Source organism: Acinetobacter sp. DL27 (genome assembly GCF_055810995.1).
In genome coordinates this window covers 2505126-2529738 of the sequence record NZ_CM147947.1, presented here as the reverse complement: position 1 = coordinate 2529738, position 24613 = coordinate 2505126, and the positions used below count along the sequence as shown (strand labels likewise).

Below are 24613 nucleotides of genomic sequence, written 5' to 3'. Positions count from 1 at the left end.
TAGGTGAAAGTATGGATCAAATCAATTTTTTTAAATGTTTAGCGGATGAAACGCGATTCAATATTGTCATGTTGGTTCTTGGAAATAATGAACAGTGTGTTTGTGATTTGACTGAAAAACTACAACTCAGCCAACCTAAGATTTCGCGGCATTTAGCCTTACTGCGTTCTTCAGGTCTTTTACAAGATCGACGTCAAGGGCAATGGGTCTATTACAGTCTCAATCTTAATTTACCCACTTGGTGCGTAGACGTCTTAAATACCCTCAAAAATGCTGACTTACAGCCCCAAATTGAACGCCCTTTTTCGCAAATAAAGAGTTATTGCGAGTAGAACAATATGAAATTCCTTTTTTTATGCACAGGAAATAGCTGTCGCAGCATTTTGTCCGAAGTGTTGTTTAATAGTCGTGCCCCAGAGGGTTGGAAAGCCTATAGTGCAGGCAGCCAGCCATCTGGACAGGTGCATCCATTGACCATTGAAACTCTAGAAAACTTAGGTCTTTCAACCGAAGGTTTGTGGAGTAAAACCATTGATGACTGTGAACAATATCAAGCTGATGTAGTGATTACGGTTTGTGATTCGGCGGCGCAAGAAGCGTGCCCACTGTATTTAGGTGGAGCGATCAAAGCACATTGGGGTTTGGCGGATCCATCGCATTTAGACTTGCCGAAAGAAGAAAAGCTCAAAGCTTTCCAAGTCACTGTAGACCATATCAACCGTCGCTTAGATGCTTTATGGGCATTCGATACAACACATATGTCTCGCCCAGATTTGATTGCGGCAATCAATCACATCTCAGATATTGAATGAGATCATCATGGCTCAACAAAGATTATCCTTTTTAGATCGTAACCTCACGCTATGGATTTTTATTGCCATGGCTTTAGGGATTGCAATCGGTGTGTTCTTTCCACAAGCTTCAGTGGCATTGGACAAAATGAGTGTAGATTCCGTCAATATTCCAATTGCGATTGGTTTGATTCTGATGATGTATCCACCTTTGGCAAAAGTGGACTATGCTGCTTTGCCACAGGTGTTTAAAGATAAGAAAACGCTGATGCTATCCTTAGTACAAAACTGGCTCATCGCACCTGTTCTGATGTTTACATTAGCCATTATTTTTCTACATAGCTATCCAGAGTATATGACAGGCTTAATCCTGATAGGACTGGCTCGTTGTATTGCGATGGTCTTGGTGTGGAACGGTTTGGCCTGTGGGGATAACCAATATGTTGCTGCATTGGTGGCCTTTAACAGTATCTTCCAGATCTTATTCTTCAGTACTTATGCTTGGCTATTCTTAACCTTCTTGCCACCTTATTTTGGTGTTGCAGGGCAAGTGATCAATGTCGATTTTTGGACCATTACTCATGCTGTATTGGTGTACTTAGGAATTCCATTTTTTCTTGGCTTTATGACGCGATTCATACTGGTTCGAGCTAAAGGTCTGGATTGGTATCAAAATGTCTTCTTACCTAAGATTAGTCCACTGAGTCTACTGGCTTTATTGTTCACGATTGTGGCGATGTTTAGCCTGAAAGGGAACGATGTGGTGAGCTTGCCACTCGATGTCTTGCGTATTGCGATTCCATTGACCATTTACTTTATCGTGATGTTCTTCATCAGCTTCTTTATGAGCAAGTGGATGGGGAATGACTATCCTAAAACCACAGCCATTTCTTTTACTGCTGCAGGGAATAACTTTGAATTGGCGCTGGCCGTAGCGATTGCGACCTTTGGTTTAGCTTCACCAGTCGCATTTACCACGGTGATCGGCCCATTGGTTGAAGTACCTGTGTTGATTGCTTTAGTCAGTGTGTCTTTGTGGCTTAGAAAAAAGTTTTTTAAAGCAGAGGTGTAATTTCTATGACTCTCCCAAATGTGGATATGAATCTTTTGGATCAGCCGACTTTAGAAAAGGTACAGGCCAAAGCGCTAGATCATCTCCCCCGTATTTTGCTGCTGTATGGTTCTAACCGTGAGCGTTCATACAGCCGATTGGCGGTGATGGAAGCCGGGCGTATTTTGGAGCAGTTTGGTGCTGAAGTAAAAATCTTTCATCCTAAGGGCTTGCCTTTACCTGAAGATGCGGACACTGAGCATCCCAAAGTTAAAGAGTTGCATGATTTACTCGCTTGGTCAGAAGGGATGGTATGGTGTTCGCCGGAACGTCATGGCTCCATGAGTTCAATTTTTAAATCGCAAATTGATTGGATTCCACTGGCAGGTGGTGCGATTCGTGCAACCCAAGGCAAGACTTTGGCGCTCATGCAAGTCAGTGGTGGATCGCAGTCCTTTAACAGCCTAAACCAGATGCGTATTTTAGGCCGTTGGATGCGGATGATCACCATTCCAAACCAATCGTCTATTCCCAAAGCTTTTTTAGAGTTTGAAGAAGATGGCAGAATGAAACCTTCAGCCTTTTATGATCGAATTGTCGATGTCATGGAGGAGCTGTATAAATTCACGCTACTGACGCGTGGGCAAAGTCAGTACCTCACAGACCGTTATTCAGAGCGAAAAGAGTCGGCAGAAGAATTATCTAAGCGTGTTAATCAACGGAGTTTATAAACTCTAGATGATCAAAGATGTTGAAAAGTAGCTTGTGCAATTGAAAAGCCCAATTACAGATTTGATCAATTTTTAAAAGTCGCTCAGTTTGTTGAATAGACTGGGCTTTTTTAATTATGAATATGGCTTCACTATAACAAAGATGAGAATTACTTTGGCACAACTACAAGCAGAAGTCGATGTGATTATTATTGGTGGTGGTCAGTCGGCACTTGCTACAGCTTATTTTCTCAAACGTAAAAAAGTGCCATTTGTGATTTTAGATGATCAATCGCAAGCTGGCGGTGCATGGCTGCATGCTTGGCAGTCGCTACGTCTTTTTTCACCGCATACATGGAGTTCGTTGTCGGGTTGGATGATGCCCACAACAGAACACACCTACCCAACGCGAAATGAAGTGATCGAATATTTGTCGGCATACGAGCAACGCTATCAATTTCCGATCATTCGGCCAGTCCATGTCGATCATATTGAACAAGAAGATGGCTATTTAGATGTGTATGCTGGAGATCAATATTGGCGGGCAAAGGCTGTGGTTAGTGCAACTGGTACATGGAGCAAGCCTCATATTCCCAGTGATATTGGACGTGAGAAATTTAAAGGAATACAGCTTCATTCAGCGGACTATGTCAATGCAAAACCTTTTAAGAATAAGAAAATCATCGTTGTAGGTGGTGGAAACTCAGGCGCGCAAATTCTTGCCGAAGTTTCAAAAGTGGCAGAAACGACTTGGGTCACGACGACAGCACCAGCATTTTTATCGGATGAGGTGGATGGGCGGGTCTTATTTTTTCGTGCAACGGAGCGTTTAAAAGCACAACTGGAAGGTCGGAGTTTGGAACAGCTCGCAGGTGGATTTGGAGATATTGTCATGATTGATAGTGTCAAAGAGGCAAGAACACGAGGAGTGTTACACAGTCGAGAGCCTTTTGTAGCATTTGCTGAGCATTCGGTTATTTGGGCTGATGGTTCAACACAAGCGGTAGATGCTGTCATTTGGTGTACAGGATTTAACCCTGCACTTAATCATTTAAGAGGTCTTGGTGTGGTAGAGCCTGATCAAACGGTTGCTGTCCATAATGGACGTTCAATGAACGTAAATAACTTATGGTTGGTTGGCTATGGTGAGTGGACAGGCATGGCATCGGCGACTTTAATTGGAGTGTCCAGAACAGCAAGAGCTGCGGCAGATGAAATTGCTGCCTATTTGACTGGTGCTTAAACCTATAAGTTTAAAGGGATGCATAGACAGGTTCCATGCATGAACAATTCGATTTGATTTGATTTGATTTGATTTGATACGGATGAGGACTGAGATAGGATTCGCCGTGCAATTAAGTTATTCTAAGTTTCTAATTAAAATAAGAAAACCTATCTATTTACATCAGAAAAGCAGCCGAGGCTGCTTTGAGTTTGTTATATCATGGTTGAAGTTGCTTCTAAAGGCACTCCCCATCAGCGCAACTTCCGCCAGATTTAAGCGTCTGCTTTGGCGGTACGAGAGTTATGGCTTAATTCATCTGCATGTAGGAAATGCGTATGCTGCGGTGCGCGTTTGGTTTTGCTCCATTCTTCCAGCATGTCATATTTCATTTGTTCAGTAATCATGGCAATTTTTTGTGGCGCTTTTTCATCGTCATAGGCCAGTTCCAAACGATGGCCATTTGGATCAAAGAAATAAATTGAGTGGAAAATACCATGATTGGTAATGCCCAAGACCTCTATACCATTGGCTTCTAGGTGTTCTTTAGCATCAATCAGTGCCTGACGGTCTTTGACTTTGAGTGCAATGTGTTGCACCCATTTTGGGGTGTTTTCATCACGGCCCATTTCAGGCTGGGTTGGCAGCTCAAAGAAAGCCAGCACATTGCCGTTTCCTGCATCTAGGAAGAGGTGCATATAGGGATCAAAGGCTTTGGTTGAAGGGACATGGTCTTCAGCAAAGGCGAGAATGAAATCCATGTTTAGATTTTTTTTGTACCATTCCACGGTTTCTTTGGCATCTTTACAACGGTAGGCCACATGGTGGATTTTTTCAATTTGAATGGTCATTTTTATATCCTTATAAAAAACTTAAGCGGCTTCAGGCTGCATTTCAGGTGCAGCGTGTTGAAAGGCCTCTAAACTGTTGCAATGGGTGTAGATCGAACAAATTTTTGGATAATCGGATAAATCAAGATTAAAACGTAGAGCGTTATAGACTTGTGGAATCAGGCAGCAATCCGCTAGGGTCGGCTGATTGCCAAAACAGAATTTGCCATTTGACTGTTCCAGTTGTGCTTCAAGGGCTTTAAAGCCCGTTAAAACCCAGTGTTTATACCAAGCTGTTTTCTGCTCATCACTTATTTCCAATGTACCCATCAGGTACTGAAGTACCCGTAGGTTGTTGAGTGGATGGATATCGCAGGCAATACTCAAACTAAATGCACGGATCAAAGCACGCTGCTGCAAGTTTTGAGGGAGCAGGGCCGTGTCTGGGAATTTTTCTTCCAAATATTCAAGAATACTTAGCGATTGAGTCAGAACAAAATTTTGCTCTGCCCATGTGGGCACCAGCTCGCTCGCATTGATCTGACGATAGCTTTCACTATGCTGTTCACCGCTATTATTGACTAAGTGCACAGGTACATGTTCAGCAGTCAGACCTTTTAAATTCAAGGCAATACGAACTCGGTAAGCCGCAGAACTACGAAAATAGGTATACAGTTTCATGGGCAACATCCTAGGCTGCAATTATTGGGTAAAACCAAAATCCACTGCTGGCAGAATTTTGCCGCTGACTTCACCAAAGCCAATCCGTAAATCATCTTTTTCACAATAGCCTTTCATAATGACGGTATCGCCGTCTTGAATGAAGTTACGCTGTTCGCCATTTGATAGTGTTAAAGGTTTGGTGGCATTCCATGTGATTTCGAGCAATGAACCATAAGAATCTGGGGTTGGTCCTGAAATGGTCCCTGAACCCATCAAATCACCAACCTGCAAGTTACAGCCCGCAATTGTATGATGCGTCAGCTGCTGAGCCATGGACCAGTACATATATTTAAAGTTGGTTGTGCAGATCACATTGCTCTGATCGTCATTCTCAGGCTGAATTTCAACCGAAAGATGAATGTCATAGCTGTTGCTGCTGTTGTCTTCACGCAGATAAGCCAAAGGTTTCGGTTCTTGTTCAGGTGAACTGGTTCTAAATGGCTCAAGTGCTTCCAGCGTCACAATCCAAGGTGAAATAGATGACGCAAAAGTTTTGGCATTAAACGGACCAAGTGGCACGTATTCCCATTGCTGCAAGTCACGAGCAGACCAGTCATTAAACAGCACCATACCGAAAATATGATCCCAAGCGTTTTCAATTGGAACAGGTTGACCTAGCTGACTTGATTTACCTACGATAAAGCCAGTTTCCAGTTCAAAGTCGAGTTTACGACAAGCAGAAAATACAGGACGTTCTGAATCTGGCAGCTTGATTTGTCCTGATGGGCGGACAATGTCTGTACCACTCACAATGACCGAACTGGCACGACCGTTATAACCAACAGGAAGTTCTGACCAGTTGGGCAGCAGCGCATTTTTCGGGTCACGGAACATGCAACCGACATTGGTGGCATGTTCTTTAGATGAATAGAAATCGGTATAGCCTAGGATGTGTACTGGCATATGCATTTTAACATCTGATTGTTTGAAGAAAACTTGATCACGCAGGGTCTGATTGTCACGAAGTTCAGGATTATCTGCGGACAACAAAGCTTGTAATTCTGCGCGGACCTTAGACCAATTGGCTTGACCTGATTCAATAAACATATTCAGTGTCGGCTGATTAAAGAGCAGTTTGCCATCTGCCTGTTTGCAATAACCATGTGCTTCCAGTATCGCCAGATCAACCACCCATTCTCCCAGTGCTACGCCGGCACGAAGCTGCGAATTGTGTTTTTCACTAAAAATGCCATAAGGTAGGTTTTCTAGCGGGAAATCTGAATGTGCAGCGATTTCAACAAATGACTTCAAGCGTTTGCTCATGGATATTGATCCTTTCCGTGGAAAATTTAAGTTCTAGATAGAATCATACTTATATTTTAAAATTACGCAATAAATAATTTATTTATGAATAGTGTAAACTGTTGAGCTATACTACTCTGAATGAGAGAGTCAAGTTTAGATGGCTCACATTTTTGATTTAAGTAGTACAATTCACCAATGGAGTCATGACAACTAATGCAGCTATGCAGGGTAAAGCGATGAGTGTTGAGGAAGAAAAAATACAGGGAGGGGTTCAGTCTCTGGAAGTTGGATTAACCGTATTAGATGCATTGACCGTACATAATGCACCGATGATGTTAAAAGAGCTGTCCGAAGTTTTATCCATGCATCCGGCCAAAGTACACCGTTATGTGGTGAGTTTGATTCGTAAAGGCTATGCTCAGCAATTAACTGATGGGCGTTATAGTTTAGGTGAGCGCGCACATGCTTTTGGGGTGAATGCACTCAAGCGAACAGATATGCTGGAATTAAGCCAGCGTTATATTCAGGACATTCAGCAACATCTGAATTGCAGTATTCATGTGAGTAAATGGTTTGCCGATGGCGCAGTCGTGGTTCAGTCTTTAGAATCTAACCATGTCTTTAATATTATTACCCGAGTCGGTTCACGCATGCCTCTGCTGAAATCTGCGACAGGGCGTTTGCATGCCTGCTATCAGCCTGAGCACATCATCAAGCCATTATTGGAAAAAGAGTGGAAAAGTAGCGCTAAACCAGAGCAGTATCCTGCAAATTGGGAAGATTTTTTAGAGCTGAAAGCGAAAATCCTGAGTCAAGGTTATGCTTCAGTCACAGGAGATATGATGGCCGGGATCAATGCGATTAGTATTCCAGTCTTTAATTTCACGCAGCAACTGGATCATGTCATTACTTGTATTGGCACAGAAGATCAGTTACCTGAAGGACAAATGCAGCAAGCAATTGATTATGTTCTTGGCGTACAGCGTCAGATCGATGCTTTATTTCATCCCGCCGCTGCCATATAAAAGCGTCGATGACATTGAAAAGATGAATTAAGTTTTAAATCCACCCTTTGGTGGATTTTTTTATTGGGTTGTGGAGGTTGGCAGTCGAAATATTTGATTTTTTACCGCGCTGTCTAAAGGCGAAGGGGGAATCACGAACTAGATAGCTAAGCTGAAACTCGTAGACTTAGGTTGCCTCGATTCAAGTTCTGAAAAATCACGATAAAAAAGGCTTCTAACCCTAGAGTGAGAAGCCTAAGTGAACATGATCTATTTTAAGCAAGCACAGACTCAGTGGAACTTGCCGCTTTAAGCACAATTGCCATCGACTCAGCCACATAATCAATATTGTTTAAATTCAGGCCAGCTGTACACATACGGCCGCTGCGGACTAAATAAATACCATAATCGTCTTTCAGCAAATCGACCTGTTCTGCACTTAAGCCTGTATAACTAAACATGCCTTGTTGCTGGGTCAGATAGCTAAAGTCCATATCTGGTAAAGCTTGACTGAGTTTGTCTTCAAGTAAGCGACGCATCAGTAAAATGCGCTGACGCATTTCTTCTAATTCAGACTGCCATAGCTGAGACAACGCTGTGTCATTTAATACCTGACTCACCAATAACGCACCGTTAGCTGCTGGGCTGGAATAAATGCGGCGGACTGTCGCTTTAAGCTGACCCAATACATTTTGGGCAATGTTTGCGTCATCACAGACAAAGCTTAAGCTACCAACGCGTTCGCCATATAGGGAGAAAATCTTGGAAAAAGAATGGCTGACAATAAAGTTCATACCAGACCGATCTAGCGCATGGATCGCATAAGCATCTTGCTCCAATCCTTGTCCAAAGCCTTGATAGGCCATGTCCAAGAAAGGAATCAAGTCATTTGCTTTTAGAACCTCAATTACTTGATCCCATTCATGAGGTGCTAAATCTGCACCTGTTGGGTTATGACAGCAAGGATGCAGTAGTACGATACTTTGAGCAGGCAGCTGCTTTAAGGTATCTAGCATCGCAGTTAGATTTACGGCATTGGTATTTGCATCATAATAAGGGTAGAAATGGGTTTGAACACCAGCACCATTAAAGATCGCGATATGGTTTTCCCAAGTCGGTTGACTGACCCAGATCTCGGACTGCGGGAAATATTTGTTTAAGAAGTCTGCACCTACTTTGAGTGCACCAGAACCACCCAAAGTCTGAATGGTGACGACACGTCCTTGCTGACGAGCAGGGCTAGCCTGACCGAAAATGAGTTCTTGTGCAGCCTGATTAAAGCTCTTGAGTCCATCCATTGGCAAATAGACTCGGACTTTGTCATAGTCAGGAATTAAATGAGTATAGGCTTTTTGAACCGACTGTAGCTGCGGCACGATATTATCTTCATTATAATAAAGTCCGATACTGAGATTGACCTTATTCTGGCGCGTATCTTTGCTGAATTCCTCCATCAGAGAAAGAATCGGGTCACCTGCATAGGCATCAATATGTTGAAACATGAATACATCCTAATATGATAAATACGATATTACGCTTCCGGTAAGGAAGTGATTTTACTTTTTTCAAGCAACGCAACATGATCTTCTTGCTTCCGTTTAAAGAGGTAAGCTGTCAGTAAAATCGCGATCCAGACTGGAATCATGAGAACTGCAATTTGCATATCTGGGCTACGACTCATAATGAGCAGAATACTCGCCATGAAGGCAATACATAAATAATTGGTAAATGGATAGGCCACACTTGGAAAATGGGTTTTTACCTGCATGCGATTCATGGCTTTTTTAAACTTTAAATGTGTATAAGAAATCACGACCCAGTTAATCACAATAGCTGCTACGACCAGCATCATGAGTAAGTTAAATGCTTTTTCAGGAAATAAATAGTTAATCAGAACACATATTAAAGTAAAGAAAGCTGAAACCATAATGGCATTTACAGGAATACCACGCGGATTAATTTTGCTTAAAAATTTTGGGGCATTGCCTTGTTGTGCCAGACCCAGCAGCATTCGGCTGGTACAGTAATTGGTGCTGTTATAGACAGAAACAGCCGCAGTCAAAACCACAAAATTTAAAACAGCGGCCACGGTTTGGCTGCCTAAAGAGTCGAAAATCAATACAAAAGGACTACCGCCTTCAGCCATCATATTCCATGGATAAAGCGACAAAATTACGACTAGGCTTAAGATATAAAACAACAAGACGCGGTAAACAATTTGATTGACGGCTTTTGGGAGGGTTTTCTGAGGGTTATCTGTTTCTGCTGCTGCAATACCTACCAGTTCAATTCCACCGAAAGCAAACATAATCATGGCCATAGCCATCACTAAACCTGTAATACCATTGGGAAAGAAGCCACCGAGCTGCCATAAATTTTGTAAGCTAGACTGGCTATGACCACTACCGCTAGCCAGCAAGTAACTCCCAAAAGCAATCATGGCAATAATTGCCACGACCTTAATGATGGCTAGCCAAAACTCCATTTCACCAAATAATTTCACGTGCAGTAAATTAATGACATTAATGAAAATAAAGAAACCCAAAGCAGAAACCCACGTTGGAATATCAGGCCACCAGTAATGGATATAGAGGCCGACAGCACTGAGTTCAGCCATACACACTAAAATATTCAGTACCCAATAATTCCAGCCAGACATAAAGCCCGCAAATTTGCCCCAGTATTTATAAGCAAAATGACTAAAAGAACCACTCACGGGTTCATGCACAATCATTTCACCGAGCTGGCGCATCATGAGAAAGGCAATAAGGCCTGCGATGGCATAGCCTAAAATAACAGAAGGTCCTGCGAGTTTGATGGTTTGTGAAATGCCGAGGAAGAGCCCAGTGCCGATAGAACCACCGAGGGCGATGAGCTGAATATGACGATTACTTAAACCTTTTTTCAGGTTTCCTTGTTCAATGTGCTGCATTTTTATTCTTCATCCATGTGAGATAAAGCCTTGAACCATGATGATGTTTAGTTATTTTTATATTGTCATCGGAGCGGACTTTAATTTTTACGAGTATAATTTTGCGCAAAAGTTAAATTTCCCTGTACATAAAACTATATGTACAGGGAAATTCTAGAAATCGTTTAAGCTTTCGATACATCTAAAACGCCACGTTTAATTTGATCGCGTTCAATCGACTCAAATAGCGCTTTAAAGTTGCCTTCACCAAAACCGTCGTCATCTTTACGTTGAATAAATTCAAAGAAGACAGGGCCTAGCATATTTTGAGAGAAAATTTGCAAGAGGAGACGTTTATTACCGTCTTTAGTATTGCCATCCAGCAAGATGCCACGTTTTTGTAGCTCATCGGCAGGTTCGCCGTGGTTAGGCAAACGTTCATCTAGCATTTCATAATAGGTATTGGGTGGAGGTGTCATAAACTTGGCACCTAAAGCGTTGAGTTTGTCCCAAGTGCTAATCAGGTCATCACAAATGAAGGCAATATGCTGAATGCCTTCACCGTTAAATTCATTGAGAAATTCGGCAATCTGACCATTTCCTTTATCCGAATCTTCATTGAGCGGAATACGGATTTTGCCATCTGGCGCCGTCAGTGCCTTGGACGTCAGGCCAGTATATTCACCTTTAATATCGAAGTAGCGAATTTCTTGGAAGTTAAAAATCTTTTCATAGAAATCAGACCAATACTGCATACGGCCTTTATACACATTATGGGTCAAATGGTCGATTTCATATAAACCTGTGCCGACAGGATGGGATGGCACATCATCAAAGAAGATGAAGTCATTTTGGTAAATGTCACAATCGACGAGGAAAATAGGAGAGCCGCCAATCCCTTTAATTGCTGGGATATTCAGCTCCATCGGGCCAACTTGGTTGTAAATTGGTTCAGCACCAATTTCTATTGCCTTTTTAAATGCCTTTGCCGCATTCTTGGTGCGAAAACCCATTGCACAGGCAGAAGGGCCGTGTTCTTTATAGAAATAAGCTGCATACGATTCAGGCTGATAATTTAGAATGATATTAATTTTACCCTGACGCCATAAATACGCATTTTTAGACTTATGCTTTGCCACTTTGCTGAACCCAATGGTTTCAAACACCGCATCTAGTTGACCATCTTCAGAAACAAATTCAATAAATTCGAATCCACACAGTTCTAATGGGTTGGCTAATTCATTCATACAACGTCCTCATTTCTTTTTTAAGCAATCCTATTGCTTATCTTTTTAACGATTCCTTTCAGAGCCAACGGACTGGTCGCTACAATTCTAGAGCGAGAGAGACAAATCCGTTTGTCTGACATGGGGCACCTGTTCAGCAGCATTCTTAATGTTGAGTGAACAAGTGTAGGAGTTTTAATTCATCATACTTGATCTAAATTATTATTCAATACGTAATTTAATTACGCAATAAATAAAATTGGTAAATGATTGACCTATAAATTAAATTAATATTATTCATAAAAATATATTTTAAAATAGGGGCGCTTTGTTATACCAAGATTTCAGGATGAATTCTGTGCTATAGGACTAAAATAGAAGGGAAAAATTGGGTATGAAATTTGGCTCATTCTGTGCATCTGTTGAGAACAGCTATTTGAAAATGAAACAGCCAAGCAACTGATTCGAGTACGAAAATGAATTGTAAAATATCAAGAACAGTTTGACTTACTAAAACCTGATTTGAAAACCCAGATGTAGGTGTCGCCGCGAGCAAGTTTGATCACGCTGAATTTTTTGCATTAGCTTGAGCGGCTGTTGAATCAGCGTCCAAGTTTGAGGGGGGATTATTAGTATCTGGGCGCGATGAATCGAATTTTTAGTGTTTATGATTAGGCTTAGAGAGATTGAAAACAACCATAAAATGGTGCGCTCTGCGGGACTCGAACCCACGTCGGTCGCTTAGGAGGCAACTGCTCTATCCAGTTAAGCTAAGAGCGCAAAAGTGCGGTTAATGTAGCTGATTTTACTCAAAAAAAATAGTTATTGCCGAAACAATAACTATTTAAAAATGAAAATTTTATGCTTTTCTAAACAGAATTTTGTATAGAGCGAACATTAATACGATCCAGACTGGGATCATAATCACAGCGCCACTTAAACCTTGTGTCCACATGATGTAAAGCACTACAGCAATAAAGCCAAGAACAAGGTAGTTACTGAAAGGCGACCAAAGTGCAGGAAACAATGGTTTTTTCGCTTCGCTTTTCATGGCCTTCATAAATTGAAGATGAGTTAAGCTGATCATGGCCCAGTTCAATACCAAAGCGCCAACAACGATGTAAATTAAGTTGCTGAGTGCATCTTCTGGCGCAAAATAATTCAACAGTACACAACCGAAAATCAGTAAAGCAGAGAACAAGACTGCTGGAATTGGCACGCCTTGCTTATTGGTTTTACTGAATATTTTAGGTGCATTGCCTTGCTGTGCTAAACCAAACAGCATGCGGCTGTTAGCATACATACCGCTGTTATATACAGAAAGTGCTGCAGTCAGGATAATAAAGTTCAGCAAATGTGCGGCCCAACCAATACCTAATTGACTGAAGATCATTACAAATGGGCTCTTATCTAAGCCGCCAAGTTGCAATTCATTCCAAGGTACAAGCGATAACAAAATGGTTAATGAACCCACATAGAAAATGAGGATACGGAATACCACTTGGTTGATTGCTTTAGGAATTGATTTTTGTGGGTTATCAGCTTCTGCTGCAGCCATACCAATCAATTCAATACCGCCAAAGGCAAACATGAGGAAGGCAAGCATATAGAATAGACCTTCAACGCCATGTGGGAAGAAACCGCCATGAGACCAAAGGTTGCTGAATGAAGCCGTGGAATCTGCGCCTGCCGTAGCCAAAAGATAAAGACCAAATACAATCATGGCGACTACGGCTGTGACTTTGATAATAGCTAGCCAGAACTCTGATTCACCGTAAAATTTCACATTACCTAAATTGACTAAGGTAATGATAACAAAGAAAGTGAGAACAGATGCCCACGCAGGAATGTGGGGCCACCAGTAGTTAATATACTTCGCAACAGCGGTCAGCTCGGTCATGGCCACTAGAACATATAGAATCCAGTAGTTCCAACCCGCTAAAAAGCCTGCAAATTTGCCCCAGTATTTGTTTGCAAAATGACTAAAAGAACCTGCTACAGGTTCCTCAACGATCATTTCCCCGAGTTGACGCATGATTAGAAATGCAATTAAACCGCCAATTGCATAGCCCAAAATAATGGATGGGCCAGCAGATTCAATCACATGTGCGGAACCTAAAAATAAGCCAGTACCAATTGCGCCGCCCATGGCAATCAATTGAATATGACGGTTCTTTAAGCCACGCTGAAGTTGAGACGACTCTTTATTCAAGTTATTTCAGCCCGACAATGGATAAGTGTTTCCGATTGTAATAGATCGCGAAGAAATCGCATAGTAGCTCAAAATTCATGAAAAAAAGTTATTATTCATATGAAAAATAATGTGTAATGAATTGTAAATAAAAAACATACGAATCAATATATTAATTTTATTTAAATTATCAAATCAGGAATTTTATTTGGAAACCGGACGTTCACAAATGATGTTTTTTTAGACTTAAGTCTGTATTTTACGTAGGCATAGGGAAAAAAGGTATGATGAGCCTAAGTTAAATCAGATCTTTTGACTTAACACAATGATAAATATGAAGGATTCAATAAAAATGAGTTTTGCACCGCAAATCAAAATTCCAGCAACGTATATGCGTGGAGGGACCAGTAAGGGCGTATTCTTTAAATTAGATGATCTCCCAGAAGCTGCGCAACAGGCTGGGCGCGTTCGAGATCAGTTATTGCTCCGTGTAATTGGTAGCCCAGATCCTTATGCAAAGCAGATTGATGGCATGGGTGGTGCAACATCGAGTACCAGTAAAACGGTGATTTTAGCGAAGAGCCAACAGCCCGAACATGATGTCGACTATTTATTTGGGCAGGTGTCGATTGATCAGCCTTTTGTCGACTGGAGCGGAAACTGCGGTAACTTAACGGCTGCTGTTGGTTCATTTGCGATTTCAAATGGTTTGGTCGATGCTACACGAATTCCAGAAAATGGCATCTGCACAGTCCGCATTTGGCAGGTGAATATTCAAAAAACCATTATTGCACACGTACCTATTACGCAGGGCCAAGTTCAAGAAACAGGTGATTTTGAACTTGATGGCGTGACGTTCCCAGCTGCAGAAGTGCAAATTGAATTTTTAGATCCAGCCGATGATGGTGAAGATGGTGGTGCCATGTTCCCAACTGGGAATTTGATCGACACTTTAGAGGTTCCTGATGTTGGCCGCTTCCAAGCGACGTTTATCAATGCAGGCATACCGACCATTTTCTTAAATGCAGAAGACATAGGCTACACGGGGAGTGAATTACAAGACGCAATTAATGGCGATGCCAAAGCTTTAGCGCGTTTTGAAACCATTCGTGCCCATGGTGCAAAACAGATGGGACTGATTCAGGACATTTCTGAAGCTGCCAGTCGTCAACACACGCCTAAAATTTCTTTTGTTTCTAAGCCAAAACAATATGTCTCTTCGAGTGGTAAAACCATTACAGAGCAAGACACCGATTTATTGGTTCGTGCACTTTCTATGGGTAAATTACACCATGCGATGATGGGGACAGCAGCTGTTGCCATTGGTACTGCAGCAGCGATACCTGGAACCTTGGTCAATTTGGCCGCGGGTGGTGGAGCACGTGAAGCCGTTCGTTTTGGTCATCCTTCAGGGACTTTACGTGTGGGAGCGCAAGCGATACAAGAAAACGGTCAGTGGGTAGTGAAAAAAGCTGTCATGAGTCGTAGTGCTCGCGTGTTGATGGAAGGTTGGGTGCGTATTCCAGCGGAAAGCTTGGAGTAGCGCTATGTAAAAAGCCTCTCTCTGTAGAGGCTTTTTTATCTCAACTCTAGGTCTGTGATAAGAAGGCTAAAAATAACCAAGAGCATGAGCGGTGAATTTTAGAGCCTGATTGCTTGTGTAATGGTTGCTTGAAATAGTAGAAAAGTCATTCTTATCACCTAGTCTGCAAAAATTAATAGAATACTGTGCCTTGTTTGTGGTTTCGGCATAGAGAAAGCGGGCAGAAAGCAGTATCATGCCAACAGATCACTTCAAATGATCGATTCAGTCAAACTGAGTACCAGATTAATTTATCCTATTGTTATTCGAGGCGAATGTGTCAGCACTAACCGACGTATCAGCAAATGCACTCCAACAGGCTCAACAACGTATTCACGATGATTTATTGACGGCACTTGATGCTTTTTCAATTCCAGAACCGTTAAAGAGTGCCGTGCATCATGCGGTCATGTTAGGTGGCAAACGTGTGCGTCCTGCACTGTGCTATGCCACGGCACATTTAAATCCAAACAATAATGCAGCTGCCGTGCGCCGTGCCGCGGTGGCTGTGGAACTGATTCATTGTTACTCCTTGGCACATGATGATTTGCCGTGTATGGACAATGATCTTTTGCGTCGTGGTCAGCCGACCTGTCACGTGGCTTATGGTGAAGATACAGCGTTGCTTGCGGGCGATATCTTGCAGTCTATGGCATTTGAAATTTTAGGTAGTCGACTGTTTGATGCTGGCCCAGTGGTTGATCAGGGTATTGTACTGAAGCAGATGCAAATTTTAGCGACAGCGAGTTCTAAAATGGTGTGTGGACAAGTCCTCGACCTACAAGCCGAAGGTAAACGCGTCGATCAGGCTGCACTTGAAAATATCCACCGAAATAAAACGGGTGCATTAATTTCAGCAGCAGTGATGATGTCTGCCGTGACGGTATTTGATGGTTGCGATCAAGCGATTCCAAAGTTACGTGAATATGCGCAGGCAATTGGTTTGGCTTTTCAGGTGCAAGACGATATTTTAGATATCATTTCAAATACAGATGTACTGGGTAAAACCGCAGGGAAGGATGAGCAAGTCGAAAAATCGACTTATCCAGCCTTAATGGGACTTGAGGCTGCACAAGACTATGCCAAGACTTTGCATGATCAAGCCTTTGCTGCTTTGGCTTATTTCCCAACGGATGCGGCAGCAGAACTGAATCAGATTTCACAGTTTTTATTGGCTCGCCAAAGCTAAGTTTCAGTGTTTAGATTAAAAAAGAGGACATAGCGTGTCCTCTTTTTTAATGCTTGTTCCTTAGAGGCTTGAGTTTTTTCATAATGCCAATAAAAAAGACAGCTCGAAAGCTGTCCTCATTCAATCAAACCAAGCATCAGTTAGATGTCTTTACGTCCCATAACACCGCGGATGGTACTTAAAATATCGGCTGGTAACACCACTGTTTTAGCATTGTTTGATTTAGACATGTCTTGCATCGCTTTGACATATTGTTCACCCAACAAGTAAGCCACAGGAATTTCCTTGTCACCCACAGCAGAAGTGACCATTTCAATGGCACGCTGAGAAGACTCTGCTAAGACCACTTGCGCTTCTGCGTCACGGCGAGACGCTTCTAAACGGCCGTCAGCCTCTAAAATCGCGGCTTGTTTTTCACCGTCTGCTTTGGTCACGGTCGCACGACGTTGACGCTCAGCTGCCGCTTGCGCCTCCATTGCTGCTTGCATGGTTGAAGATGGTTGAATGTCTTGAATTTCAACGGTTTTTAGGGTAATTCCCCAGTCTGAAATATCATCCGAAATGGCTGCTTTAAGTTTGGCTTTAATGTGATCACGAGATGATAATGCATCATCAAGATCCATTTCACCGACGATTGAACGCAGTGATGTTTGCACTAAGTTCTGAATGGCCCATGTATAGTTTTCAATCCCATAGACGGCATTTACAGGCGTGGTGATGTTGATATATGCCACTGCATTCATGAGCAAAACGGCGTTATCGCGGGTAATCACTTCTTGAGAGGGAATGTCTAATACAATGTCTTTGGTCGTCACTTTATAAGCCACTTCATCGACATAAGGAATCACAAAGTTGAGACCTGGACTCAAGGTGCTATGGTATTTCCCTAGACGTTGTACGATCCATTTATAACCTTGTGGAACAATACGGACACCTTTAAAAATGGTGACAGCGGCAAAAGCCAAAATTGCTAAAACGACAATAAATCCACCAGACATATGCTTAACTCACTTTTATCTATTTTCGTTGCTTGAGAGATGTGCTTTGACCATTAAATCATTGCCGAGTATTTCAACGACACGCACTCTGTCGCCGACGTGGACTTTATCTAAAGTACGACAGTTCCATTCATCTGAACCGAGTACGGGAATGGGGAAGCGAACGCGAATGTGTTCATTTTCAGGACTTGCTTGAATCACCATGCCAATTTGACCGATGGTTGCTTCACGAGACAGTCCTGCCTTGGTTTTGTCAGTCGAAAGCGGTTTAATAAATTTAAACCAAAGTAAAGTGCATAAAATCGACAAAATAATCCACGTCACAAACTGCGTGGTAACGCCCATCATGGGGAACATCCAGTACAAAATACCGACCATAATGGCCGCAATACCGAACCACAATGCGGCAAAAGCAGGCAGAATCAGCTCTGATAACATTAACAGAACGCCCAATACAAACCAGTGCCAAGGTTCAAAAGCAAATTCCATACATCTACTCATATATTCGTTATAGGGATATAGATGCAGAAGCATCTATATCAATTTAGCAGATGAATAAGTCTTTGAATATTAAAAATCAAATTTTTTAGAATTTGGCTTTGGGCGCAGGTTTAAAAGCAGCTGGAGTCTTTTTAAAATCGCCTATGGCTTTTTCGATCGATTTAATTTTGAGCTGCGCGGCTTTTTCACCTTCTAAAATAGATTGATTGCTGGCTTTTAAGTCTAAAGTACCTAGGTGGCCAACTTTGGGTTGAATCACTACAGTTGCTTGGCTTAGCTCTTCATTGATGCTTTGCTGCCCCATAATATTAATGGTCTGATCGAGCAAACCCCACATATTCAGTGGCTTGTTTCCAACGGGACGGGCTGAAATATCAACCGCAATTACAATATCCGCGCCCATGTCCTTGGCTGTTTTGACTGGAATTGGGCTAACAAGGCCACCATCAACATATTTGGTTCCACCAATCACCGCAGGGACAAAAACGTTCGGAATACTGCATGAAGCACGTACTGCTTGACCCGCATTGCCTTTAATAAATTCGGCTTTTCGTCCTGTATCCAGACGGGTAGCGACTGCAGCGAAGCGGATAGGGAACTGTTGAATTGGTTTGTTGCCGACGTGTTTATTGACATAGTCTTGCAGCTTTTGTCCTTGAACAAACCCTTGGGAGTTGAGGGTTAAGTCTCGAATGTCCGATTCTTTTAAGGTCAAGGCAATTTGCTGAAGCTGGAAAGGCGTTTTACCACTGGCATAGATACTGCCCACAAAACTTCCCGCACTGGTTCCTGTGACAATTTTAGGTTTAATACCATGTGACTCTAAAACTTTAAGCACCCCAATGTGTGCAAAACCTTTGGCACCGCCACCGCCGAGTGCAATCGCAATCACAGGTTCGCGGGCTTGAATGGGAGTTGTGGTTGGTGTTTTCTTTGATGCAAGATCACATCCTGCCATAGTCAGTGTGAGTGCACCAATCAGAGATAAACGAGCAAAATTCATGGTCAAAAGTACTAAAACGCAAAACAAATAATGGTGCACATCTCAGCAGATTCGACCTTGATTTACTAGCTATTTTTTAAGCGTTTTTGTAAAGGCTTGGCCAACCATTTTGGGTTTTTCGCTGAAAATTTGCCGATATACAGATCTAAAATATGCTCTAGGTCTTGCTCAAAATCCCCAGTAGGATGAAACACACCCAAGCAGTGGATGGTTTTTTGTGCATAGTCAAAAGAAAACATCACAATTGGAATCTGTGCACCATACGCAATGCGATAAAAGCCACTACGGATGGCTTCGGCTTGCTTACGTGTGCCTTCAGGCGCCATCCCGACCCAAATTTTTTCTTTACTGTGAATAATATCGATAATGTCATGGGTTAACCCTTGAGCATGGCTACGATTGACTGGAATCACACCAATCCACTCAAGTAACGGTTTCAGTGGGGTATGAAACAAACTGTTCTTGCCAAAAATCGTGATTTGCAGGCCTAAGCCCAATAGAGCCGTAAAGCCATGCCATGCATCGATATTTGAGGTATGCGGTGAGATAATTGCTACCGCTTTAGGCAGGTTGGGAAATTCGCCAACAAAGCGCCAACCTTGCGCCAAATAAAGCCGCTTAAAAATAGCGCGAGTGAATGCAGATGAGTTACGACTTGGAACTTGATCTGGTAGCACTGGAAAATATTGGTTCATTGTTATTATACTCAATCGACCAAGATGTATATCCTCTCATCATAAGCACTGATCGGCTTGAATTCATTGGCAAAAAAAGTGAAGGGATAGTGATCTCAGATGAACATTTTGACCAATCCATGTATATAGGAACAGCATGCTACAAACTCGCAATGTATATATTTTGCTGTTTTCATTGTATTGGGCGCAGGGCTTACCCGTCGGGTTTATGACCCATGCCTTGCCTGTCATTTTAAGAGCACAGGGTGTTTCATTGGCACAGATTGGAGGCTTCGGACTGCTGATGTTGCCGTGGTCGATCAAAGTGTTTTGGGCACCGGTGTTAGATCGCTTTGGGATCACTCGTTTCGGCCACTATCGAAGTTGGATTATTCCATTACAGTTCCTTACGGTGCTGGTGCTGATCGGACTATCTTTCCTCCCGATTGATGGATTAAATCAACCTATTTATTTATGGGCTTTCTTTGTGGGCCTCCTGAGTATGAATTTGCTCGGGGCAACACAAGATATTGCAACCGATGGATTGGCGGTCAATATTTTAAAAGGGGAGCAACAGCACTGGGGTAATACCTTTCAGGTGATTGGATCGCGTCTTGGTTTTATTGTCGGTGGTGGGGCAATCTTGTGGGCATTAGATTGGCTGAGCTGGCAGAGCACTTTTTTGATGCTGGCTGCAATCGTTTTTTTAAACACGCTGCCGATTTTAATTTATCCAGAGCCAAAGCATCGAGAGGTATCAGCAGCTCAGACCACACCTTTCAATCTCCAACAGATCAAAAACTATTTGGCTTATTTTGTCCAGAGTCCCGTACTCGCAGCATGGTTAGCAGTGCTATTGAGCTTTAAAATAGCGGATGGTTTAGCAGGGCCACTTTTGAAGCCTTTGATGGTCGATTTGGGTCTGAGTTTTTCTCAGATAGGGCTCTATGTCACCATGTTAGGTGCATGTGCTGCCTTAATAGGTGCAGGACTTGCGGGCTATAGTTTGAAGTTGATTCGCCGTGCCTCGGCTTTATTGCTGTATTCGGTGCTTAAAATATTCAGTCTGGCGGCTTATACATGGTTAGCCTTTCAATATGAAAGCCAGCACAGTATTCAGCCGTGGCTGATTTATCTGATCAATGCCTTTGAAGATATGACTTCATCGATGCTGTTGGTGGTCATGCTCACCCTAGTAATGCAGTACAGTCGTAAACATCTGGCAGGCACGGACTTTACTTTTCAAGTGGCGCTGATGGCCACTGTCAGTGGTGGTTTGTATAGTGTGAGCGGTCTATTGGGAGATTGGCTCGGCTACTTTAATTATCTGTGTATGATTGTGGTCATTGCGATGTTGAGCCTGTGGTTTATCTTCAAATGGCGTGGCATTGCGATGCATTCAGACCTTTCATAATTCATTCATAAATAAATCATAAAAAGTGCTAAATAGTGACGTAAACAATTAAAAAATATAACTAAATAATTTTTTAATTGTTCTGTCATATATGTCTGAACGGTAATATTTGTAACAAATTTACCGTAGGATATTTTGATAATGAAAACACAAATTGCAGCCGCAATCGCTTTAAGTTTAGTGGCAGGGGTAACATTCGCAGCACCTACTTTTTATGGTGAAATTGATGTCACGGCCGATTATTTACCTGAAGATAATGCCTCGCCAAATAAAGACCGCGATGTGGTCGAGCTGAATTCTAACAACTCCTTTTTGGGGTTAAAGGGCGAAGAGAAGCTGACAGATCGCTTAAATGCACTATACCAAGCTGAATTTACCTTCTATGTGGACAATGGCGGTAGCACGGATACTTTCGTTCCGCGTAATTTACTCGTTGGCTTACAAGACCAGAAATTGGGTACATTAAAAGTTGGTAAAATTGATACCCCTGTTAAACAACTGTCTTCAGTGGTAGATACCTTTAATAACTATGTGGCCAACAAAGCCGATGTGGCGGGGATTTTCACGGGTGAAAACCGAGTCGATAACGTGCTGGTCTATGAAACACCTGCTTGGGGAGTGGGTACAGGTAAACTGAAAGCTGCGGCACTGTTAGCAACAGGTGAAGCTGGTGGTATTGAAAAATCTAAAGGCGGCGCAAAAGTTGCAGGGCGTGGTCTGGGCGATGCTTGGTCAGCGTCAGTAGTCTATGACAGTAAAAAGTTTGTTGCAGGGATTGGTTATGATAAGGCCATTCCGTCAACTTTTGCAGGACGTGGCACGTTGAATGCTTCAGCGCCTGAGGTGACTGGCGGAGTGGCAGGCAGTGCCTTTGCAGCAGCAGATACCTTACGCGCCATTGGTCGAGTAAATTTGAATAATGGTTTGGCATTGAAAGCCTTATATCAAACTTCTGAAGTGGCGGATGTACAAGGCAATGATGCTGCTGCGGCTGCCATAGACGACGCACAAGGCTGGTTGGTTGGGGCAGAATATAACTTACCGACTGCCAAAGCTTGGACAGTGAAAGCGCAATATAGCCAAAACTCAACCAGCTTTAAAACATCTAAAGATGACTTTGATGCACAGCAGTTTATTGCAGGTGCTGATTATGCCTTTACCAAACAAGTCAAAGCTTATGGCTATGCAGGGATTTTGACGCTTGAACAAGCATCATTTGAAACCAAACAACCTGTAGTAGGTACGGGGATCGAGTACAAATTTTAATGTTTAAGTGATAGAAAAGGGCAAAGTCTATACAGATTAATGCTGATCAGTTAAGGAGCTTTATAGAAACTCCTTAACTTTTTTTCGTTCACGATGGAATCTTCGTATTTTAAAATTCAATATTTGGAGCTCGTCCGTTCTTTTGCGTAGCCAAAAGAACCAAAAACATTTGTTTTCCGCAAAACCTTTTCCTTTTCTGCATTTAAATGATCATTTTGCAAAAACATTCCTTTTAAATGGATATGCAGGTTGCGGATGACGCTTCCGTATATCAAATAATATTGGGCGGCTCAAAAAGGGCATCTGATTGCTTAACTGATCGGTATGACTTTATATATTCGGCCACAGCGCCTTTTTTATTTAAGCGAGTTTTAAGTTTAGAAAACTACATTGGGGCATCCGCTCAGCAAGACATGATTTAAAATGTTCAATTTGCAGTCTATTTTTAAAGAAGTTTCACTTTCGCGCTTTAACGTATATTTGGCGCTGTGGTTAGCCGTGGTTTTAAACGTGATGTTCTACAAGCAAGTTCAGTTGCTTACGCCGTATCACGGTTTCAAAGCGTATGCCTTTATCGGTGCTACCATTTTGGTGGTGTTGGCTTTTTATCATTTGGTTTTTCAGCTGCTACAGTGGCGACCGATGGCTAAAGGGTTGGCTGCGCTATTGATCGTCATTGGTGGAATGAGTGCATATTTTGTTAACAGCTTAGGCGTTTCGATCACACCAGATCAGATCCAAAACATGATGCAAACCGATGGCAATGAAGTGCGCGACTTGTTGTCATGGCGTCTTGTGCTGTGGATTGGGGCGATGGTAGTACTACCTTTAGTCGTTTTATTTAAGGTTAAAATCCGCCGTGATCCTTTTAAAACCGTGTTATTGCACAAGCTGTTCGGTAGTGCAGTTTCTATCTTGCTGATTGCAGGCATGTTGTTTATTTTCTTTGTCGATTATGCCGCGATTTTCCGTGAGCATCGTGATCTCAAAGGGATGATTTCACCGCAAAATGCGATTAGTTCAACGCTGTCATATTATAAAAAAAATCGACCACAGCAGCATTTACCGTTGGTGACTTATGGTGAAGATGCCCATTTGGTGAAGCAAGTCGGACAGCAAAACTTGCCGAAATTGATGGTTTTAGTGGTCGGTGAAACGGCACGTGCAGAAAGTTTTTCTTTAAATGGCTATGCGAAAAAGACCAATCCTGAGCTGGAAAAACTCAATGTTATCAACTTTAATCAAGTCAGTTCTTGCGGGACAGCAACTGCAGTTTCAGTGCCTTGTATGTTTTCAGGAATGCCACGTGAAAACTACGATGCACAGTTAGCACATCACCGTGAAGGTTTATTAGATCTTGCACAGCGTGCTGGTTACAAAGTGACATGGATTGACAATAACTCTGGCTGTAAAGGCGTTTGTGATCGGGTTGAGCAGTATAAAATTCCTGAACCGATACAGAAAAAATGGTGTTCAGCCGATGGTGAATGTACCGATGAAATTTTGGTGGATAGCTTAAAAGTCTATATGGCTGGTATTGCGGCTGATGATAAAACGCCACGTTTAATTGTATTACACCAAATGGGCAGTCATGGACCAGCTTACTATAAGCGTTCAACGCCTAAGTTTCAGCCCTTCCAACCAATGTGCGAAACCAATGCCATTCAAGCCTGCACACCTGAACAGCTGAAAAATAGTTATGACAACTCCATTGTTTATACCGACCATGTGTTGAGTCAACTGATTGGTGTATTAAAGCAAAACTCAAACTTTGAAACAGGTTTTTGGTATTTATCTGACCATGGTGAGTCGACTGGTGAACACGGGCTGTATTTACATGGTTCACCTTATGCCATTGCACCGAGCCAACAGACCCACGTGCCGATGCTGATGTGGTTTTCAGAAACATGGCAAAAGCAGAATCCGCAACAAATCGCTTGCTTAGGGCAACAAAAAAGCCAAGAATTAAGCCAAGATCATTTGTTCCCAAGCTTATTGAGTTTACTTGGGGTAAAAAGTACGGTGATTGATTCAAAAAATAATATGTTAGAACACTGTACCGCGACCAAAGCGAGCGCTTAG

At 42.4% G+C, this 24613-nt stretch carries 22 protein-coding genes and 1 tRNA gene; 11 read left to right on the top strand and 12 right to left on the bottom strand.

Features of this window, described 5'->3' with window-relative positions; all coding sequences use genetic code 11:
• Nucleotides 1-11 precede the first annotated feature (11 nt).
• The 5 genes from AC0KVP_RS12265 (at nt 12) to AC0KVP_RS12245 (ending at nt 3795) form a co-directional block, all read left to right on the top strand.
• A complete protein-coding gene (locus AC0KVP_RS12265; protein ID WP_473336968.1) occupies nt 12-332 on the top strand; it encodes a metalloregulator ArsR/SmtB family transcription factor in 321 nt (106 codons plus the stop codon).
• Between the two features lie 6 nt (nt 333-338).
• On the top strand, nt 339-812 hold the full coding sequence (locus AC0KVP_RS12260; protein WP_473336966.1) for an arsenate reductase ArsC: 474 nt from the start codon (nt 339-341) through the stop codon (nt 810-812).
• 7 nt (nt 813-819) lie between these two features.
• Complete coding sequence (gene arsB, locus AC0KVP_RS12255; RefSeq protein ID WP_473336964.1) at nt 820-1863, top strand: ACR3 family arsenite efflux transporter; 1044 nt, start codon at nt 820-822, stop codon at nt 1861-1863.
• 5 nt (nt 1864-1868) lie between these two features.
• Nucleotides 1869-2573: an arsenical resistance protein ArsH gene (arsH, locus tag AC0KVP_RS12250; protein WP_473336962.1), complete on the top strand. Its 705-nt coding sequence runs from the start codon at nt 1869-1871 to the stop codon at nt 2571-2573.
• A 154-nt stretch (nt 2574-2727) separates the two neighbouring features.
• Nucleotides 2728-3795: an ArsO family NAD(P)H-dependent flavin-containing monooxygenase gene (locus tag AC0KVP_RS12245; RefSeq protein WP_473336960.1), complete on the top strand. Its 1068-nt coding sequence runs from the start codon at nt 2728-2730 to the stop codon at nt 3793-3795.
• A 254-nt stretch (nt 3796-4049) separates the two neighbouring features.
• Here the strand turns inward: AC0KVP_RS12245 and AC0KVP_RS12240 are convergent, their stop codons facing one another.
• Genes AC0KVP_RS12240 through fahA form a run of 3 tightly spaced genes read right to left on the bottom strand, consistent with a single transcriptional unit; the run spans nt 4050 to nt 6590 of the window.
• On the bottom strand, nt 4050-4625 hold the full coding sequence (locus tag AC0KVP_RS12240; RefSeq protein WP_004981298.1) for a VOC family protein: 576 nt from the start codon (nt 4623-4625) through the stop codon (nt 4050-4052).
• 21 nt (nt 4626-4646) lie between these two features.
• Complete coding sequence (maiA, locus tag AC0KVP_RS12235) at nt 4647-5285, bottom strand: maleylacetoacetate isomerase (RefSeq protein ID WP_473336957.1); 639 nt, start codon at nt 5283-5285, stop codon at nt 4647-4649.
• A 21-nt stretch (nt 5286-5306) separates the two neighbouring features.
• Nucleotides 5307-6590: a fumarylacetoacetase gene (fahA, locus tag AC0KVP_RS12230; RefSeq protein ID WP_473336955.1), complete on the bottom strand. Its 1284-nt coding sequence runs from the start codon at nt 6588-6590 to the stop codon at nt 5307-5309.
• Nucleotides 6591-6775: 185 nt separating this feature from the next.
• Between fahA and AC0KVP_RS12225 the strand changes: the two genes are divergently transcribed.
• Complete coding sequence (locus AC0KVP_RS12225) at nt 6776-7597, top strand: IclR family transcriptional regulator (RefSeq protein ID WP_473336953.1); 822 nt, start codon at nt 6776-6778, stop codon at nt 7595-7597.
• 254 nt (nt 7598-7851) lie between these two features.
• On the opposite strand, the gene AC0KVP_RS12220 is transcribed toward AC0KVP_RS12225, so the two are convergent.
• The 5 genes from AC0KVP_RS12220 to AC0KVP_RS12200 all read right to left on the bottom strand — a co-directional run bounded on the left by AC0KVP_RS12220 (nt 7852) and on the right by AC0KVP_RS12200 (nt 13925).
• The gene (locus AC0KVP_RS12220; RefSeq protein ID WP_473336951.1) at nt 7852-9078 is read right to left on the bottom strand and encodes an amino acid aminotransferase; all 1227 of its coding nucleotides are present in this window, start codon (nt 9076-9078) and stop codon (nt 7852-7854) included.
• Nucleotides 9079-9107: 29 nt separating this feature from the next.
• The gene (locus tag AC0KVP_RS12215; RefSeq protein ID WP_004981288.1) at nt 9108-10508 is read right to left on the bottom strand and encodes an amino acid permease; all 1401 of its coding nucleotides are present in this window, start codon (nt 10506-10508) and stop codon (nt 9108-9110) included.
• Between the two features lie 164 nt (nt 10509-10672).
• Nucleotides 10673-11734, bottom strand: coding sequence for a 4-hydroxyphenylpyruvate dioxygenase (gene hppD / locus AC0KVP_RS12210; RefSeq protein ID WP_473336948.1), 1062 nt, complete (start codon nt 11732-11734; stop codon nt 10673-10675).
• A gap of 683 nt (nt 11735-12417) precedes the next feature.
• Nucleotides 12418-12493 (bottom strand) — tRNA-Arg (locus AC0KVP_RS12205).
• Between the two features lie 79 nt (nt 12494-12572).
• The gene (locus AC0KVP_RS12200) at nt 12573-13925 is read right to left on the bottom strand and encodes an amino acid permease (protein ID WP_473336946.1); all 1353 of its coding nucleotides are present in this window, start codon (nt 13923-13925) and stop codon (nt 12573-12575) included.
• 331 nt (nt 13926-14256) lie between these two features.
• Between AC0KVP_RS12200 and prpF the strand changes: the two genes are divergently transcribed.
• Both prpF and AC0KVP_RS12190 read left to right on the top strand, forming a co-directional pair.
• Nucleotides 14257-15447: a 2-methylaconitate cis-trans isomerase PrpF gene (gene prpF, locus AC0KVP_RS12195; RefSeq protein WP_473336943.1), complete on the top strand. Its 1191-nt coding sequence runs from the start codon at nt 14257-14259 to the stop codon at nt 15445-15447.
• A 316-nt stretch (nt 15448-15763) separates the two neighbouring features.
• Complete coding sequence (locus AC0KVP_RS12190) at nt 15764-16675, top strand: polyprenyl synthetase family protein (protein WP_473336940.1); 912 nt, start codon at nt 15764-15766, stop codon at nt 16673-16675.
• A gap of 140 nt (nt 16676-16815) precedes the next feature.
• On the opposite strand, the gene AC0KVP_RS12185 is transcribed toward AC0KVP_RS12190, so the two are convergent.
• From AC0KVP_RS12185 to AC0KVP_RS12170, 4 genes are all read right to left on the bottom strand, one after another.
• Complete coding sequence (locus AC0KVP_RS12185; protein ID WP_151836515.1) at nt 16816-17673, bottom strand: SPFH domain-containing protein; 858 nt, start codon at nt 17671-17673, stop codon at nt 16816-16818.
• A gap of 15 nt (nt 17674-17688) precedes the next feature.
• Entirely contained in the window at nt 17689-18162 is a 474-nt protein-coding gene (locus tag AC0KVP_RS12180) for an NfeD family protein (protein ID WP_058869116.1), read from the bottom strand.
• A gap of 97 nt (nt 18163-18259) precedes the next feature.
• Nucleotides 18260-19177, bottom strand: coding sequence for a patatin-like phospholipase family protein (locus tag AC0KVP_RS12175; protein ID WP_473336935.1), 918 nt, complete (start codon nt 19175-19177; stop codon nt 18260-18262).
• 65 nt (nt 19178-19242) lie between these two features.
• A complete protein-coding gene (locus AC0KVP_RS12170) occupies nt 19243-19872 on the bottom strand; it encodes a 1-acyl-sn-glycerol-3-phosphate acyltransferase (RefSeq protein WP_473336934.1) in 630 nt (209 codons plus the stop codon).
• Nucleotides 19873-20008: 136 nt separating this feature from the next.
• Between AC0KVP_RS12170 and AC0KVP_RS12165 the strand changes: the two genes are divergently transcribed.
• The 3 genes from AC0KVP_RS12165 to AC0KVP_RS12155 all read left to right on the top strand — a co-directional run bounded on the left by AC0KVP_RS12165 (nt 20009) and on the right by AC0KVP_RS12155 (nt 24613).
• A complete protein-coding gene (locus AC0KVP_RS12165; RefSeq protein WP_473336932.1) occupies nt 20009-21265 on the top strand; it encodes an MFS transporter in 1257 nt (418 codons plus the stop codon).
• Between the two features lie 141 nt (nt 21266-21406).
• Nucleotides 21407-22531 carry a porin gene (locus AC0KVP_RS12160; protein ID WP_473336930.1) on the top strand — a complete coding sequence of 375 codons (1125 nt, stop codon included), beginning with the start codon at nt 21407-21409 and terminating at the stop codon, nt 22529-22531.
• A 423-nt stretch (nt 22532-22954) separates the two neighbouring features.
• Nucleotides 22955-24613, top strand: a complete 1659-nt coding sequence (locus AC0KVP_RS12155) for a phosphoethanolamine transferase (protein ID WP_473336927.1) — start codon at nt 22955-22957, stop codon at nt 24611-24613.